The organism is Pseudomonas sp. NY15354 (assembly GCF_048068075.1).
Classification (GTDB): domain Bacteria; phylum Pseudomonadota; class Gammaproteobacteria; order Pseudomonadales; family Pseudomonadaceae; genus Aquipseudomonas; species Aquipseudomonas guariconensis_C.
Window position 1 is genome coordinate 33,591 of record NZ_JBLUPV010000010.1, and the last position, 15,169, is coordinate 48,759.

General features: G+C 63.7%; 14 protein-coding genes and 2 riboswitches. Of the genes, 10 read left to right on the forward strand and 4 right to left on the reverse strand.

The window, feature by feature from the left end; genetic code table 11:
• Positions 1–1,068, reverse strand: a complete 1,068-nt coding sequence (cobW, locus tag ACNFCH_RS12310; protein ID WP_416742883.1) for a cobalamin biosynthesis protein CobW — start codon at positions 1,066–1,068, stop codon at positions 1–3.
• Positions 1,069–1,167: 99 nt separating this feature from the next.
• Positions 1,168–1,367: riboswitch (cobalamin riboswitch) on the reverse strand.
• A gap of 170 nt (positions 1,368–1,537) precedes the next feature.
• Positions 1,538–1,736: riboswitch (cobalamin riboswitch) on the forward strand.
• 92 nt (positions 1,737–1,828) lie between these two features.
• On the opposite strand from cobW, the gene ACNFCH_RS12315 reads away from it, so the two are divergent.
• From ACNFCH_RS12315 to ACNFCH_RS12345, 7 genes are all read left to right on the forward strand, one after another.
• Positions 1,829–2,014, forward strand: a complete 186-nt coding sequence (locus ACNFCH_RS12315) for a CbtB domain-containing protein (RefSeq protein ID WP_070091085.1) — start codon at positions 1,829–1,831, stop codon at positions 2,012–2,014.
• Between the two features lie 10 nt (positions 2,015–2,024).
• The gene (locus ACNFCH_RS12320; RefSeq protein WP_416742884.1) at positions 2,025–2,708 is read left to right on the forward strand and encodes a CbtA family protein; all 684 of its coding nucleotides are present in this window, start codon (positions 2,025–2,027) and stop codon (positions 2,706–2,708) included.
• Positions 2,708–3,118, forward strand: coding sequence for a cobalamin biosynthesis protein (locus ACNFCH_RS12325; RefSeq protein ID WP_337158327.1), 411 nt, complete (start codon positions 2,708–2,710; stop codon positions 3,116–3,118). The genes ACNFCH_RS12320 and ACNFCH_RS12325 overlap by 1 nt, the downstream gene beginning before the upstream one ends.
• A gap of 36 nt (positions 3,119–3,154) precedes the next feature.
• Positions 3,155–3,907 (forward strand): precorrin-4 C(11)-methyltransferase, encoded by a 753-nt coding sequence (cobM, locus tag ACNFCH_RS12330; RefSeq protein ID WP_337158326.1) that lies wholly within the window; start codon positions 3,155–3,157, stop codon positions 3,905–3,907.
• Positions 3,908–3,941: 34 nt separating this feature from the next.
• Complete coding sequence (locus tag ACNFCH_RS12335) at positions 3,942–4,184, forward strand: DUF1272 domain-containing protein (protein WP_337158325.1); 243 nt, start codon at positions 3,942–3,944, stop codon at positions 4,182–4,184.
• A gap of 224 nt (positions 4,185–4,408) precedes the next feature.
• A complete protein-coding gene (locus tag ACNFCH_RS12340; protein WP_070091090.1) occupies positions 4,409–5,023 on the forward strand; it encodes a response regulator transcription factor in 615 nt (204 codons plus the stop codon).
• Between the two features lie 13 nt (positions 5,024–5,036).
• The gene (locus tag ACNFCH_RS12345) at positions 5,037–8,333 is read left to right on the forward strand and encodes a transporter substrate-binding domain-containing protein (protein WP_416742885.1); all 3,297 of its coding nucleotides are present in this window, start codon (positions 5,037–5,039) and stop codon (positions 8,331–8,333) included.
• Positions 8,334–8,359: 26 nt separating this feature from the next.
• On the opposite strand, the gene ACNFCH_RS12350 is transcribed toward ACNFCH_RS12345, so the two are convergent.
• Positions 8,360–9,379, reverse strand: a complete 1,020-nt coding sequence (locus ACNFCH_RS12350; RefSeq protein ID WP_337158323.1) for a LacI family DNA-binding transcriptional regulator — start codon at positions 9,377–9,379, stop codon at positions 8,360–8,362.
• Positions 9,380–9,588: 209 nt separating this feature from the next.
• Here ACNFCH_RS12350 and ACNFCH_RS12355 point away from each other — a divergent pair, with 209 nt between their 5' ends.
• From ACNFCH_RS12355 to ACNFCH_RS12365, 3 genes are all read left to right on the forward strand, one after another.
• The gene (locus tag ACNFCH_RS12355; protein ID WP_196161948.1) at positions 9,589–10,128 is read left to right on the forward strand and encodes a gluconokinase; all 540 of its coding nucleotides are present in this window, start codon (positions 9,589–9,591) and stop codon (positions 10,126–10,128) included.
• A 98-nt stretch (positions 10,129–10,226) separates the two neighbouring features.
• Positions 10,227–11,579 (forward strand): GntP family permease, encoded by a 1,353-nt coding sequence (locus ACNFCH_RS12360; protein WP_337158322.1) that lies wholly within the window; start codon positions 10,227–10,229, stop codon positions 11,577–11,579.
• Positions 11,580–11,667: 88 nt separating this feature from the next.
• Positions 11,668–11,976 (forward strand): hypothetical protein, encoded by a 309-nt coding sequence (locus ACNFCH_RS12365; protein ID WP_416742886.1) that lies wholly within the window; start codon positions 11,668–11,670, stop codon positions 11,974–11,976.
• 112 nt (positions 11,977–12,088) lie between these two features.
• Here ACNFCH_RS12365 and ACNFCH_RS12370 read toward each other — a convergent pair whose 3' ends face one another.
• Positions 12,089–13,513, reverse strand: coding sequence for a sigma-54 dependent transcriptional regulator (locus ACNFCH_RS12370; protein WP_337158321.1), 1,425 nt, complete (start codon positions 13,511–13,513; stop codon positions 12,089–12,091).
• Positions 13,482–14,975 (reverse strand): HAMP domain-containing sensor histidine kinase, encoded by a 1,494-nt coding sequence (locus ACNFCH_RS12375; RefSeq protein WP_337158320.1) that lies wholly within the window; start codon positions 14,973–14,975, stop codon positions 13,482–13,484. Before ACNFCH_RS12375 ends, ACNFCH_RS12370 begins: the two co-directional genes overlap by 32 nt.
• Positions 14,976–15,169 lie beyond the last annotated feature (194 nt).

The window sequence follows — 15,169 nt, forward strand, 5'->3', positions numbered from 1 at the left end:
TCAAGCGCCCAGGGCTTGGCGCAGGCGCGCTTCGAGCTGGACGGCGTCCAGCGCCTGGCCGATCAGCACCAAGCGAGTGATGCGCGGCTCGTCGGCGCGCCAGGCACGGTCGAAATGCTTGTCGAAACGGGTGCCCACCCCTTGGATCAGCAGACGCATCGGCTTGCCGGGAATGGCGGCGAAGCCCTTGGCGCGCAGGATGCCGAATTCCACCACCAGTTGGGTGAGCGCATCGAGCAGCAGGCTCTCGTCCGCTTCCGGCAGGTCGATGGAAATGGAGTCGAAGGCGTCATGGTCGTGATCGTCGTGGTCATCGCCATCATGGTGCGCATCGTGGTGGGTGCGCCGACCATCGATATGCACCTCGGCCTCGGCGCCCACGCCCAACAATACGTCCAACGGCAGTCGCCCGCTGCAGGCTTCGATCACCTTGACCGCCGGCGGCAGCTCTTCGGTGACTTCGGCGCGGACCTTGGCCAGGCCCTGGGCATCGATCAGGTCAGCTTTGTTCAGCACCACCAGGTCGGCGCTGGCCAGTTGGTCGGCGAACAGCTCGTGCAGGGGCGACTCGTGGTCAAGGTTAGGGTCGAGTTTGCGCTGGGCGTCCACCTGATCCGGGTATGCCGCGAAGGTACCCGCGGCCACGGCCGGGCTGTCGACCACGGTGATGACCGCATCCACGGTGCAGGCATTGCGGATTTCCGGCCACTGGAAGGCCTGCACCAACGGCTTGGGCAGCGCCAGGCCGCTGGTCTCGATGAGGATGTGGTCCAGGTCGCCACGGCGAGCCACCAGCTCGCGCATCACCGGGAAGAACTCTTCCTGCACGGTGCAGCACAGGCAGCCGTTGGCCAGTTCGTAGACGCGGCCACTGGCTTCTTCCTCAGTGCAGCCGATGCTGCACTGCTTGAGGATTTCGCCATCGATGCCCAGTTCGCCGAATTCGTTGACGATTACCGCGATGCGGCGGCCTTGGGCGTTGTCCAGCATGTGGCGTAGCAAGGTGGTTTTACCCGAGCCGAGAAAGCCAGTGACGATGGTGACGGGGAGCTTGGCCAGTGTTTTCATGTCGCGATGCCCTTGGCAGGATGGCGCGGGCATGCAGGACGAGTGCCTCGAGCCTTGCTGCTCGGGCCTGTTCGCCACCGGATCACCCCGCCCGGTTGAAAGTCGAAAACGTCACGAGGCAGGTCTCCTGGCTTGCACCTTACCGGCCGGAGCCGGTGGAGCGACGCCTTCCCGCGCCTGGACGCAGTGGCTGTGTCGATCCTGTTCGGTGCCTACAGTTGCGGGGGCAGCCGTGGCTTGGACCACGTTCCCGTCTTAGCTCCGGCCAACGCCGGAGAACCTCGAAGCGGCAAGGCTACGCAGTGGTTGGCGGGCGGTCAACCGTGGCGCGTCAGTGTTTGGGGGCAGGTTCCTCGAAACGGTCGCTGCGCCTGTCCAAGAGCGCGACCTCGCTGTTCTACCGCCTGTCCTGTTGGAGGAACAGTGCGCCACCACCTTGCAGATTGACGCCACGTCGCCCCCATGCTTTGCTTGCACCTTGCGTTCAGGTGCCCCGCCAAGGGGTGAAACGGGAAATCGGTAACCAAGCCGATGCTGCCCCCGCAACGGTAAGCGAGTGAAGCGTCTTGACCACTGTGCCGCGTCGTATGGCATGGGAAGGTGATGCTTTCCAGGAGCCCTGCTCCTCCTCGTAAGCCCGGAGACCGGCCTGGCGTCCATAGAACACCCCGCGGTGGGCGGGCGCTGTCATCTCTCCTGGGTCAATCGTGCTCGGGATGACGCGCGTGTCCGCCGCCTATAAAAAGCAGAGGAACGCACCATGCCGATTACCAGCGCCAAACACAGCATCGCCACCCCCGTCAGCCTCAGCCAGCGCGTCGTCATTGCCGTCGGCGCCAGCCTGCTGGGTCTGTGCCTGGTCTATTTCGCAGGCTTCTCGCACATCGAGGCGGTGCACAACGCCGCCCACGACACCCGCCACAGCGCCGCCTTCCCCTGCCACTGAGTACGCCTGCATGATCAAGCGCATTGCCCGTACCGCAGGTTTCAGTGGGCTGCTCGCCGCCCTGTTGCTGACCTTGTTGCAAAGTCTGTGGGTCAGCCCATTGATCCTTCAGGCCGAAACTTTCGAGAGCGCCGTCCCCGAGCATCACGAACACGACGGCGCCGTCGCTGCGCACACCCATGACGCAGAGGCCTGGGCACCGGAGGATGGCTGGCAGCGCCTGCTCGCCACCACCGGCGGCAACCTCGTGGTGGCAGTCGGTTTCGCGCTGATCCTCGCGGCGCTGTACAGCCTGCGCGAGCCGAACCGAGTGACGACCGGCGCCTTGTGGGGGCTGGCGGGCTTTGCCGTATTCTGCCTGGCGCCGACACTGGGGCTGCCACCGGAGTTGCCAGGCACGGCCGCCGCCGACCTGGGACAACGCCAGAGTTGGTGGATCGGCACAGCGGCCGCCACGGCCGCAGGCCTGGCCTTGGTGGTGTTTGCCCACCATTGGCTGCTCAAGGTGCTGGGCGTTGCCTTGCTGGTGGTTCCGCACCTGATCGGCGCGCCACAACCAGCGGTGCATGAAAGCCTGGCGCCCGAGGCACTGGTGACCCAGTTCAAGCTCGCCTCCTGGCTTACCAACGCCGCGTTCTGGCTCGCCCTTGGTCTGCTCAGCGCGTGGCTTTACCGTCGCGCCAGCCAGGCCTGATGCGCGACGCCTCCTGCGAGCCGGTGTTCTATGCCGGCTTCGGCTGCCGCAAGGGCTGCCCGGTCGATACCCTGGAGCAGCTGTTGCACAAGACCCTGGCCATACACCACCTGTCCGTCGATCAACTGCGCGGCCTTGCCAGCATCGACCTCAAAATGGATGAGCCGGGGCTGCATCTGCTGGCCGAACGGCTGGGTGTCCCTTTGGTGATGTTCGCGACCACTCACCTGCAAACTTTCGAGCCGCAGCTCAGCCATCGCTCTGCCGTTGCCTATGCGCATAGCGGCTGCTGGGGTGTCGCCGAAAGCGCGGCCCTGGCCCTGGCTGCGCGCGCGCAGGGCGCCTCGCGTTTGCTGGTGACACGCCAGGTGCTCGGTCAGGCTACCCTCGCCCTGGCCCTTGGCCGATAATCGCGACCAATTACTGCCCACCTGCAAGGATTTCCCATGACGGTCTATTTCATCGGTGCCGGCCCCGGCGATCCGGAGCTGATCACAGTCAAGGGCCAACGCCTGATCCGCCAGTGCCCGGTGATCATCTATGCCGGCTCCCTGGTACCACCAGCCGTGCTGGAGGGGCACACCGCCGAGACGGTGATCAACAGCGCCGAACTGAACCTTGAGCAGATCATCGAGGCCCTGCGCAGCGCCCACGAAAACGGCCAGGATGTAGCCCGTGTCCATAGTGGCGATCCCAGCCTTTATGGCGCCATCGGCGAACAGATCCGCCACTTGCGCGAGCTGGGTATCGACTATCAGATCATTCCGGGCGTCACCGCCACCGCCGCCAGTGCGGCCCTGCTCGGTTGCGAGCTGACCCTGCCGGAGCTCGCCCAGACAGTGATCCTTACCCGTTACGGCGACAGCTCGCCCATGCCGGCTGGCGAACAGCTGGCCGACCTGGCCCGCCACCGCAGCACCTTGGCGATCCACCTGGGCGTGAAGCATCTCGAGCGTATCGTCGCCGACCTGTTGCCGCACTATGGGCCTGACTGCCCGGTCGCCGTCATCCATCGCGCCACCTGGCCGGACCAAGACTGGGTGCGCGGCACCTTGCGGGACATCGTCGAACTCACCGCGGCCAAGGACTTCCGGCGCACCGCGCTGATTCTGGTCGGCCACGTGCTGGGCGATGCCCCTTTCGCCGAATCGGCGCTGTACCGGGCCGGACACGCCCATCTCTACCGCCCTGCGAGCTGACTGGGCACTTTCCTACGGAACGAGGAACCGACCGATGCTCGAACTACGCCCCAATTGCGAATGCTGCGACCGCGACCTGCCAGGCGACAGCGCGGATGCGCTGATCTGTTCGTTCGAATGCACTTTCTGTCGTACATGCAATGAGCAGCACTTCCAGGGGCGCTGCCCGAACTGTGGCGGCCAGTTGCTGCCTCGTCCTACACGGGTCGGGGCGGCGCTGAGCCGAAACCCTGCCTCGCACCTGCGCGTCCTCAAACCACACCCAGGGTGTTCCTGAACTATTCTGTGCAGGGCCCGTTCTTGGCGCCTCGGGCGGGCTTTACCACGGATGTTTATTTTGTAGGCCTTTTCAACAATAATCTTCGCTTTTTCAACAAACCTACACATCCCATTACCAAACGAGAGGAATCTACGTAATCTTGCGCGCTGCTGCGCAGGCACCCTTTCACGTATTCCTGCGGGACTTCAGGAAACGGACCAAATTCCTACAGGAGTTATTCAATGACAACCGTTTTAATGGTTGACGACCATCCAACCGTTCGACTAGCTGTGCGCATGCTGCTCGAACGTGAACGCTTTCAGGTCATCGGTGAAGCCGGTGACGGCATCGATGCCGTGCAGCAGGCTCGCCTGCTCCGTCCTGATGTGGTTATCCTCGACATCGGCCTGCCTGGCCTCGATGGCATGGAGGTCATCAAACGTCTGCAACTGTTGGAGCCGGCACCGAAGATCATGGTGCTCACCGGTCAACCCGCCGACCTGTATGTCCGTCGCTGCCTGGACGCCGGTATCGCCGCTTTCGTCAACAAGGACGAGGACCTCGACGCCCTGGTGTTCGCCCTCAAGGCGCTGGTCAAGGGCTACTCCACCTTTCCACAAATGTCGGTCAACAGCAGTTCGCTCGAAAGCGAGTGCAGTCGCCTCGAAAGCCTCTCCAATCGCGAGATGGAAGTATTGCGCCGGCTCACCCGCGGCGAGAACAACAAGTTCATCGGTGAATGCATGAACCTCAGTGCCAAAACAATCAGCACCTACCGCGGACGCATCATGGACAAGCTCAAGACCGAATCGCTGGTCGAAATGGTCGACCTGGCCAAACGCAACAACGTCAGCTGAACACCCCACCGTCATGAGAGGCGCGGTGTTCACTCTCCTGCTGGGCGCGCTCCTGGCCATCAGCGCTGTGGCGCATGCCGACAGCGAAGCCCGGCACCTGCTCGCCCGCTCATTGAGCGCCTCGCCACCCTTGTCGCTCCAACAGGACGACCGGCAATGGCTCGAGCGCCGCAAAGCCCTTGTATTGGGTAGCTCGCGCCCCGACTACCCGCCGTTCGAGATCAACACCAGCCCCACCGACTTCGAAGGCCTCAGCGCAGACTACGCCGGCCTGATCGGCGAACAGCTCGGCATCCCGGTCGAGGTTCGCCGCTTTCCCAACCGCCAGGCGGCCATCGATGCGTTGCACGCCGGCAGCATCGACTTGCTGGGCAGCTCCAACGCCTTCGAGGCTGCTGATGCGCAACTGGTCCTCAGCCAGCCCTATGCGGACGACCTCCCCGTCATTGTCAGTGATCAGGATCGTATGCTCGGCCGCCACGGCAAGGAACTGCCAGGCCTGCGCCTGGCCATGGTCGATCATTACCTGCCCGAAAAGCTGGTGCGCAAGCAGTACCCCGATGCCCAAGTGACCTTGTACCGATCGACGCTGGCCGGGCTGTCGGCGGTGACGATGGGTGAGGCAGACGCCTATCTGGGAGATGCCATCAGTACTGACTACGCGATCGGTAAAAGCTTCCAGGGTCTGGTGAAAATCGATCATTTCAGCCCGTTGCCCGCCGATGTCTTCGCCTTTGCCCTGGCGCGCGACAACCCGCGCCTGCAACGCTTGGTCAACGAGGCCCTGGCCAGGATCAGCGACAGCGAGCGCCTGAACATCCTGCGGCGCTGGAACAGCGGCAATACCAGTTTGCTGATGAAGAATCCGATCGGCGCCCTCACGCCCGAGGAGCGGGACTGGATTACGCAACATCCGAAAGTCCGGGTCTTGGTCAACCCTTCCTTGGCGCCCCTGACCTTCAACGATGCCCAGCAACACCCCACCGGGATCACCCTGGACCTTCTCAAGCGCATCCGCCTGCAGACGGGCCTGCGCTTCGAGATCGTCGAGGTCGGCTCTATCCAGGAGATGGTCGACCAGGTGGCCAAGGGGCAGGCGCAGATGATCGGCGCCCTGGGCTACGGCGCCGAACGTGCGAAGCGCCTTCGCTTTACCCGGCCCTACGTGGTCAGCCCCAGGGTCCTGGTGACGCGCCGTGACACGCCCTGGACCGGCGCGCCAACGACGCTCGACGGGCTACGTGTCGCCTTGCTGCGCGGCTCCCCTCAACGTGAAGCCTTGCAGCGTCAATATCCCCTCGCCCGCCTGGTCGAGGTCGAAACCCATCTGGAGCTGATGGAATCCGTCGCCAATGGCGAGGCCGATGTGGCTTTGAGCAGCCAGATCAATGCCGGTTATTACATCAACCATGTGTTCAACAAGGGCTTGCGTATCGCCGGCCTGCAAAGCGACGACCCTGCCAGTGCTGCCTTTGCGATCGCGCCGGATCTACCGGTGCTGCAGTCGATCCTGGATAAAGCACTGCTCAGCATTCCGCCCGAGGAGCTCGACCAGTTGGTCAACCGCTGGCACACCAGCACGCTGGTCAGCGACAGCCCCTGGCGCAACTACCGCAGCCTCGCGTTGCAGGTCCTGGTGCTGGCCGCCGTGCTGCTGGCCGGTGTCGTGTTCTGGAACACCTACCTACGCAAACTCATCAACCAACGCACCGAGGCCCAGCGTGCCCTGCAGGCCCAGCTGGCGCTCAGCCGCGGGCTGCTGGAGCAGCTGCGCCAGGCCAAGGATGACGCTGAGCAGGCCAGTCAGGCCAAGAGCACCTTCCTGGCGATCATGAGCCATGAGATCCGCACGCCGATGAACGCGGTGATCGGACTGCTGGAGCTGGCCCTGGAGGACAGCCGCCGGGGCCACAGCGACCCGCAGACCCTGCATACCGCCCATGACTCGGCCATCGGCCTGCTCGAGCTGATCGGTGACATCCTCGATATTTCCCGCATCGAATCCGGCCATATGTCCCTGCAACCGGTCCCGATCGACCTGGTCGAACTGGTACGCGCCACCCTTCGCGTGTTCGACGGCAATGCCCGGATCAAGGGCTTGTATCTCCATGCAGATCTGCCCCAGGCACCGGTGTGGGTGCTGGCGGACCCCGTGCGCCTCAAGCAGGTCCTGTCCAATCTGATCAGCAATGCCCTCAAGTTCACCGACCGTGGTGGCGTACAGGTGAACCTGAAACTCGCCCCTCCCAACGCCAGCGGCGATATCCAGGCCTCGCTGTGTGTACAGGACAGCGGCATCGGCATCAGCCCCAGCGACCAGGCCCGGCTCTTCAATACCTTCGCCCAGGTCAACGGCCCTCAGGCCGGGAAAGGTGCCGGCCTGGGCCTGGTGATCAGCCGTACCTTGGCCGAACTGATGGGCGGGTCGCTCGAACTGCAAAGCGTCGAAGGCATGGGCACCAAGGTGAGCGTGGACCTGACCCTACCGGGCACCTCGGCGCCAGCCCAAGCCGAACAGAGCGAGCCGGTCCAAGACAGGACCAGCGGTCCACTGGATATCCTGGTGGTCGATGACTACCCCGCCAACCTGCTGCTGCTGGACAAACAACTGACCACCCTCGGCCACAAAGTGACCCTGGCCGAGCACGGCGAGGCGGCACTGGCACTGTGGCAAGCAGGCCAGTTCAATGTCGTGATCACCGATTGCAGCATGCCGGTGATGGATGGCCACGAACTCACTCGGCGTATCCGAGCCCTGGAGCAGGAGCGCGACCTGCCCGCCTGCCTGATCCTGGGGGTCACGGCCAATGCCCAGGCCGAGGAAAAAGCGCGCTGCCTGGCCAATGGCATGGATGAGTGCCTGTTCAAACCGATCGGTCTGAAGGCCCTCAAGGCCCATCTGCCCAGTGCTCCTCTAGCGGAGCAGGCACCGCCACCCGCGCCGCAGCCGGAGCCTGCCAGCGCCAGTGGTTTCAATCTCAATGAGCTGCGTCACCTGACCCAAGACGACGAGCAGTTGATCCGACGCCTGCTCGAGCAACTCGCACACAGCGCCAGCGAAGACCTTGCCGCCCTGCGCGCGCTCGGCGAGGCGCCCCAAAGCGAGGCAGTGCATGCCTTGGCCCACCGCATCAAGGGGGGCGCGAAGATGTTGAAAGTCCGGGGCGTGGTGCGTGATTGCGAAGCGGTCGAACAGGCCGTCGCCCAGAACCAGCCAACCGCAGACTTGCTCAAATGCCTGGAGGGCAGCTTGGAGACCCTGCAACGCGAACTGCGCGAAGGGCTCGCGGCACTCACCGTCTCCAATTGAGCCCTGCCCCTTGCCTCATGAGGCGTTCATGAACTCTCGCGCACCATCAACTCAAACCCCAAGTCCTGCTGCGCGGTGGCCACATGCTTGCCGTCGAGCAGCGCCAACAGCGCTTGGGCAGCGCCGCGTCCGACAGCGGCTCGGGGGGTACGGATCGAGGTCAAGCGCGGCACCATGTGCGCCGATGCCGGCAGGTCGTTGAAGCCGACCATCGCCACCTGGCGCGGCACCTCGACGCCTTGGCGCAAAGCCTGCAACACCGCGCCCTGGGCCAAGTCATCGTTACAGAAGAACACGCCATCGACATCCGGCGCCTGCGCCAGCAAACGGCTGAACAGCTCGCTGCCCAGGCCGATGGATGATGGTTGTGGCGCCAACAGTTCCAACTCCGGCGCCTGCAGACCGGCCTCGGCCAGCGCCTGGCGGAAGCCCTCGGCGCGCTGCATCACGCGTGGGTCGAGCTGCGCAGCGATGAACGCCAGGCGCCGCCGCCCACGTTCGATCAGATGATGGGCTGCAGCGCGCCCGGCCTGCTGCTGGGAGAATCCGACCGATAACTGTCCCGCCTCCCCTCCCAGTTCCATCATGTGAACACAGGGCACCCCGCTAGCAGCCAACATCTGACGGGACGCCTCGCTGCGCTCGAAACCGGTGAGCAAGATGCCGCAAGGCTGATAGGCCAGGTAGTTGCGGATGAGGTTTTCTTCCTCAGCCAGATCGTAATGGTAGTTGCCGATCAGCACTTCCAGCCCCCTCGGGCGCATCACGTCGTGGATGGCCTCCAGGGTGTCGATGAACAGCTGGTTGGACAACGATGGGATCAACACCACCACCGACTGGCTGCGCGCCGAGGCCAATGCCCGGGCAGCCGGGTTGGCGACGTAGCCCAGGCTCGCCGCGGCGGCCACGACTTTTTCCACCAGTTCCGGGGCCACGGTGCTTACACCGCGCAAGGCGCGGGAAGCGGTAATGGGGGAAACCCCCGAAAGTCTGGCGACTTCAGCCAGGGTGGGACGACCAGTGGTACGCGAGCCTGTACGGGACATGAGTGTTGTAATTTTACTACTTGCCAGAAGAAGGAACGGCCACTAAGGTAGCGCTGTCTCAGGATACAGGCAACGTATCTTTGGTAGCGGCTATGCGCCTAGCGTCCATACTGCGTAAAGACAAGACCAATAACACCCGGGAGGGTGGCGCTCGCAACCGTTTTTCAGCGGCACCGAGACAGCGCTATCTCACCCCGCAGGAGGTACTGATGAACTCTCCCCAGACCGCAATCGTGGTGATGGGCGTGGCAGGCTGCGGCAAGAGCTGCGTGGGCGCTGCCATTGCCAGCACGAGCGGTGGTCGCCTGATCGAAGGCGATGCTTTTCACCCTGCCGAAAACATCCAGAAGATGAGCGCTGGCATTCCTCTGAACGATGACGACCGCGCCGGCTGGCTGGTCCGTCTGGGCCAGGAGTTGCAAGCCGTGCTCAAGGCCGGCGAACGCCCTATCCTCACCTGCTCCGCGCTCAAGCGCCGTTATCGCGAGACCTTGCGCCAGGCCGTGCCGGGCCTTGGCTTCGTGTTTCTCGAACTGAGCCCTGCCGAAGCGGAAAAGCGCGTACTCGCCCGCCCCGGTCATTTCATGCCAGCCAGCCTTATCGACAGCCAGTTTGCCGCGCTGGAGCCGCCCCATGGCGAGCCGCTCACCTTGGCGCTGGATGCCACGCAGCCCATCGAAGCGCTGGCCGTGGCGGTAGATACCTGGCTAAAGCCTCAAGGTGACCGGAGCCTGGCGCGTACCGCCTGAGTCGGCGGTTTTCCGGCTCACCAAAGACAGCGCTATCTCGGCATCCGCAGATGCCGAACGTTACGCCAAAACAATGATAAGACAGAGGCACATGAACCATGTTCGGACTGGCTACTGATACCTACCTGCTACTCGACGCCCTGGTCACCATCGTCGGACTCATCCTGCTGATCACCCATTTCAAGGTCCATCCCTTCGTCGCCCTGACCCTGGCCGCTGGTTTTCTCGGCCTGACCTCCGGCATGCCGGTGGCCAAGGTCATGAAGTCCTTCCAGGACGGCTTTGGCGGCGTGCTCGGCTTCGTCGGCATCGTCCTGGCCTTGGGGACCATGCTGGGCAAGCTGATGGCCGACTCCGGCGGCGCGGACCAGATCGCCCAAACGCTGATCCGCGCCTTCGGCAAACAGAAAGTGCACTGGGCGATGATGTTCGCCGCCTTCCTGGTGGGCATCCCGCTGTTCTTCGAGATCGGCTTCGTGCTGCTGATCCCGCTGGTGTTCATCGTCGCCCGCCGCTCCGGCGTTTCGCTGATCAAGATCGGCATCCCGCTGCTGGCCGGCCTTTCCGTGGTCCACGGCCTGGTGCCACCGCATCCAGGCCCGCTGCTGGCGATCGGTATTTTCCACGCCGACATCGGCAAGACCATCTTCTATGGCCTGCTGGTGGCCCTGCCCACCGCAGTCATCGCCGGTCCGCTGTTCGGTAACTTCATCGCCCGCTACATTCCGGGCAACCCCTCCCAGGAACTGATGGACCAGATTGCCCGGGAGACCAACCAGAACAACCTGCCAAGCTTCGGCATCACTTTGATCACCGTGCTGCTGCCGGTGGTCCTGATGCTGCTCAAGACCTTCGCCGACGTGGTGCTGCCCGCTGAGCACATCGTGCGCCAGTGGATGGACCTGATCGGCCACCCCATCACCGCCCTGCTCGCCGCGCTGCTGCTGGCGTTCTACACCTTCGGTTCGGCCCGCGGCTTCTCGCGCCAGCAAATCATGAAAATGCTGGACCAGAGCCTGGCCCCGACCGCCGCCATCGTGTTGATCGTCGGTGCCGGCGGCGGCTTCAAGCAGATGCTGGTGGACACCGGCGTGGGGAATGTCATCGGCCAGATGGCGGTGCAAGCCGAGATTTCGCCGATCTTGCTGGCATGGCTGGTCGCTGCGGTGATCCGCATCGCGACCGGTTCGGCGACCGTGGCCACGATCACCGGGGCGGGCATCGTCGCGCCAGTGATCGACTTGGTGCCGGGCGTGAACCGCGAACTGCTGGTGTTGGCCACCGGCGCAGGCTCGTTGATTCTGTCCCACGTCAACGACGCCGGCTTCTGGCTGGTCAAACAGTACTTCAACATGACCGTGGCCGAGACGTTCAAGACCTGGAGCATGATGGAAACCATCCTTTCGGTGGTCGGCATCATCTTCATCATGCTGTTGTCGCTGGTAGTCTGACCGTTCGTCGCAGTGGTGGCACCTTGCTTTGCGGGTTGCAGCCCAACCCAGGTACAGGCAACACGCCTTTACCCGCAAGGAGCCACCCATGAAACGATCCCGCACCTGGCTGCTCGTCGCCCTGCTGGCCTCTCCCCTGGCCCTGGCGGTGGGCACCGGCCCAACCCACCCGGACGACCCGCACAACACCGCGCCCAAGCCGGGCACCGACAGCACCCTCAACCCCATCGAGAAGCCCGTGCCCCGGGATACCGACCCGCGCATCCAGGGCAACGATCCGGACAGCCCACCTGCTGAGCAGAACGATAATCGCAACCTGCCAGGAATGGACGGCGGCGGTTCGGAAGGCATGCGCGGGCATGGCGATGGCGGCACCCGCGGCCAGGGGCAGCCCTGAAGTTCCTGGGGCTGCTATGCAGCCCTTCGCAGTTGCGCCAGCTCCCACAACAGGTTTGCCTCCTGCCCGTGTGGGCGAAGCCTGCGATGGGGCGCAAAGCGGGCCCCACGGCTCACCACTGTCGCTTGTCGGGTCGGGTCAGCCCCAGCTTCTCGATGCGATAGCGCAGCATGTCCCGCGACAGGCCAAGCAGGCGCGCCGACTTGGTGACATTCCAGTCCGTGCGGTCCAGGGTCCGGCACACAAGGTCGCGCTCCATGTCCGGCAGGCTGGTCCCAGGCTCCGGCTCATGGCGCGGCGCCTCGAAGGCGACCGGCGTGGGCAGGGTCATGGGTTCGTCGACCAGGGTCAAGCACAGGTTCAACTGATGCGCGGCCACGACATCATTGGGCGCCAGTAGCACTGTCTGCTCGAGCATGTTGCGCAGCTCCCGCACATTGCCCGGCCAGCTGTAGCCCAGCATCAACGCCTCGGCCTCGGCAGAGAAGCGCAGGTTGGGCTTGCCATATCGGCGCCCATGATGGGCCAGGAAGTGCCTGGCCAGCAGCAGGATATCCTGGCCACGCGCATACAGCCGCGGCACCTTCAGCGCGATGATGCGCAGGCGGAAGAACAAATCGCGCCGGAACTTGCCCTGTTGCACCATCTGCTCCAGGTTGCAGTTGGTGGCGCTGATGACCCGCAGGTCCACCTTGCGCTCCTTGACCGCCCCGATCCGACGGATGCTGCGGTCCTCCAGCAGTTTGAGCAGCTTGGCCTGCAGCACCAGGTCCATTTCGCCGATCTCGTCGAGGAACAGCGTCCCGCCATCGGCAGCCTCGACCAGCCCCACCCGGCGCTCCTTGGCGTCGGTGAAGGCGCCCTTCTCGTGACCGAACAGCTCGGCCTCCAGCAAGTTGGCAGGGATCGAGGCGCAGTTGAATTCAATGAACGGCCCCTTGCTGCGTGAGCCGTCGAAATGCAGGGCGCGCGCTACCAGCTCCTTGCCTGTGCCGGTTTCGCCTTCGATCAGCACCGGCGGCAAGTCGTCGCTGGCCATGCGCTGCTCGGCATCGAGCAACTGGCGCAGGGTATGCTTGAGGTTCAGCATCGCCGAAGACTCGCCGATCAGCGCCTGCAAGCCAGACTTCTGCGCCTCACGCTCCTGGTAGAACGACAAGGTGCGCTCCATGCGCTCGGCCGCCAGGGCTTTGTCGAGCATCAGCTTGAGCTCGGCCAGCACCACCGGCTTGGTCAGGTAATGGAATGCGCCTTCCTTCATGGCCAGCACGGCGTCTTCGACATTGCCGTATCCGGTCATCATGATCACCTTGAGCTCCGGCGCCTGGGTGATCAGCGCGCGCAACAGTTCATGGCCGTTCATGCCGGGCAGGGAGTTGTCGGTCAGCACCGCATCGGGCAGGCCTTGCTTGATCTGCTCCAATGCAAGCTCCGCGCTATGGCAGACCGTGACTTCGAACCCCTTCAACCCAAGGTAGGTGCGTATGTTGTCGGCGAGGATCTCGTCATCCTCGACCACCAGAATGCTGGGCCCCATGGTCCCCTCCCGCTGCAATATTGAATACAAGGCTCACGCGGGTTCCTTCCTCTTCGCGACTCGTCAGGCTGACCGAGCCGCCAAAGCGTTCCATGATGCGCTTGACCAGGGCCAGGCCCACACCGAGGCCGCCCTGCTTGGTGGTGAAGAACGGTTTGAACACCATCCGTTCCTGTTGCTGGCTCATGCCCTTGCCCGTATCGCTGAGCACCAGCCGCACCTGTTGACCTTCCAGGCAACTGACCTCGGCACACAACAGACCGCCCTTGGGCATGGCCTCCAGGGCATTGGCGAACAGGCTGTTGAGGATCTGGGTCAGTTGCAGCGGCTGGCTGGCCACCCACTGCTGAGCCGGCCCTTCGAAGCTGAACTGCACGCCGTTGCGCTCGATCTGCTGTACAAACGCCAGCCGGGTATCCTCGATCGCTGCCACCAGATCCACGGCCTCTGCCTCGTCGCTGGTCGGACGCAGCGACACCAGCAAGTCACGCACCCAGCGTGACATCCGGTCGACCTGGCTGATGATGTCGGCAATGTTCTTGCGCGCCGGGTCGCTGGCAATCTCCTGGGCAAGCTCTGCGCTGGAGCGGATGTTGGCCAGTGGGTTGCGCAGGCTATGGGCCACGGCCGAGGACATCTCACCCAGCGCCACGTAGGTCTCGCTGGCCACCAGACGATCCTGCTGGTGGTGCAGCATCCCCGCAGCCCGGCGCACGATCCAGAACAGGCCGAAATAGATCAGTGCCCCGCCCACCAGGGTCGAGCACCAGATCAGCACATAGCCGCGCTGGATGCGCCGCACCAGATCCTGGGGCTCTTTGTAGATCTCGACCATCGACAGCACTTGTTCGCCCTGGCTGTCGAACAGCGGAATGTAGTTTTCGATGAACAGGTAGCGGGGCTCGCGCTGGAACTTCTGCTCCTCCCGATCATCCTCTGCCTTGTGATAACTCGCTGAAACCGGCTTGCGCGAGTGGAAGGCCTCGTCGAGGTCGTCATCTTCGGCAATGCGTTTACCCAATAACTCCGGGTTGGTGGACCAGACAATGGTGCGATCATGGGCGTAGACGTTGGCCAACAACGTGTCAGGCAGATGCGCCACGTGGTCGAGGAATTCTCCGCGGGTCGACTGCACCAGGGCCGGCGCGATCTGCAGGTGCTGGTTGTCCAGACGCGGGTCGAGCAGCTCACCCATGGTGGTGCCCGGTGGCAACTGGGAATGGCGAACCTCCGCCTGGGCCATAGCCTGGATGAACTGGGCGGTGAGCATGGCATCGCGCTCGACGCTGTCACGCACCACGAAACGGGTCGAGAAGTAACCCAGTGCGCCGGCCACTGCCGCAATGATCAGCAGACTGATCACCGAGAACCAGCGCAGCAGGTTGAATTCACGCAATGGCGCAGCGAGCCCGCTGGAGGGGCCGGCAGCCTTGTCCGGAATATCGTGTTCCAGCATCTGCATCGCATCGTTCCCGTTCGAAGGCTTCGGGGGTGACGGCGTACCCAGGCAGTGCTACCGCCTGTAGCAACGTGATAGCACTTTGCCTGAAAAGCTGCCGCAACCATTGGTCGCACTCAGCATGCTGCAAGAACTCAGCCAGTCGCGAATCAAAGATAAATATCGCTTAAATTCAATATGTTATAAAACCATTAAAA

Excerpts from the sequence above, each read along its gene's own strand:
- cobW (WP_416742883.1), bottom strand. The coding sequence starts at position 1,068 with ATGAAAACACTGGCCAAGCTCCCCGTCACCATCGTCACTGGCTTTCTC.
- ACNFCH_RS12315 (WP_070091085.1), top strand. The coding sequence starts at position 1,829 with ATGCCGATTACCAGCGCCAAACACAGCATCGCCACCCCCGTCAGCCTC.
- ACNFCH_RS12320 (WP_416742884.1), top strand. The coding sequence starts at position 2,025 with ATGATCAAGCGCATTGCCCGTACCGCAGGTTTCAGTGGGCTGCTCGCC.
- ACNFCH_RS12325 (WP_337158327.1), top strand. The coding sequence starts at position 2,708 with ATGCGCGACGCCTCCTGCGAGCCGGTGTTCTATGCCGGCTTCGGCTGC.
- cobM (WP_337158326.1), top strand. The coding sequence starts at position 3,155 with ATGACGGTCTATTTCATCGGTGCCGGCCCCGGCGATCCGGAGCTGATC.
- ACNFCH_RS12335 (WP_337158325.1), top strand. The coding sequence starts at position 3,942 with ATGCTCGAACTACGCCCCAATTGCGAATGCTGCGACCGCGACCTGCCA.
- ACNFCH_RS12340 (WP_070091090.1), top strand. The coding sequence starts at position 4,409 with ATGACAACCGTTTTAATGGTTGACGACCATCCAACCGTTCGACTAGCT.
- ACNFCH_RS12345 (WP_416742885.1), top strand. The coding sequence starts at position 5,037 with ATGAGAGGCGCGGTGTTCACTCTCCTGCTGGGCGCGCTCCTGGCCATC.
- ACNFCH_RS12350 (WP_337158323.1), bottom strand. The coding sequence starts at position 9,379 with ATGTCCCGTACAGGCTCGCGTACCACTGGTCGTCCCACCCTGGCTGAA.
- ACNFCH_RS12355 (WP_196161948.1), top strand. The coding sequence starts at position 9,589 with ATGAACTCTCCCCAGACCGCAATCGTGGTGATGGGCGTGGCAGGCTGC.
- ACNFCH_RS12360 (WP_337158322.1), top strand. The coding sequence starts at position 10,227 with ATGTTCGGACTGGCTACTGATACCTACCTGCTACTCGACGCCCTGGTC.
- ACNFCH_RS12365 (WP_416742886.1), top strand. The coding sequence starts at position 11,668 with ATGAAACGATCCCGCACCTGGCTGCTCGTCGCCCTGCTGGCCTCTCCC.
- ACNFCH_RS12370 (WP_337158321.1), bottom strand. The coding sequence starts at position 13,513 with ATGGGGCCCAGCATTCTGGTGGTCGAGGATGACGAGATCCTCGCCGAC.
- ACNFCH_RS12375 (WP_337158320.1), bottom strand. The coding sequence starts at position 14,975 with ATGCAGATGCTGGAACACGATATTCCGGACAAGGCTGCCGGCCCCTCC.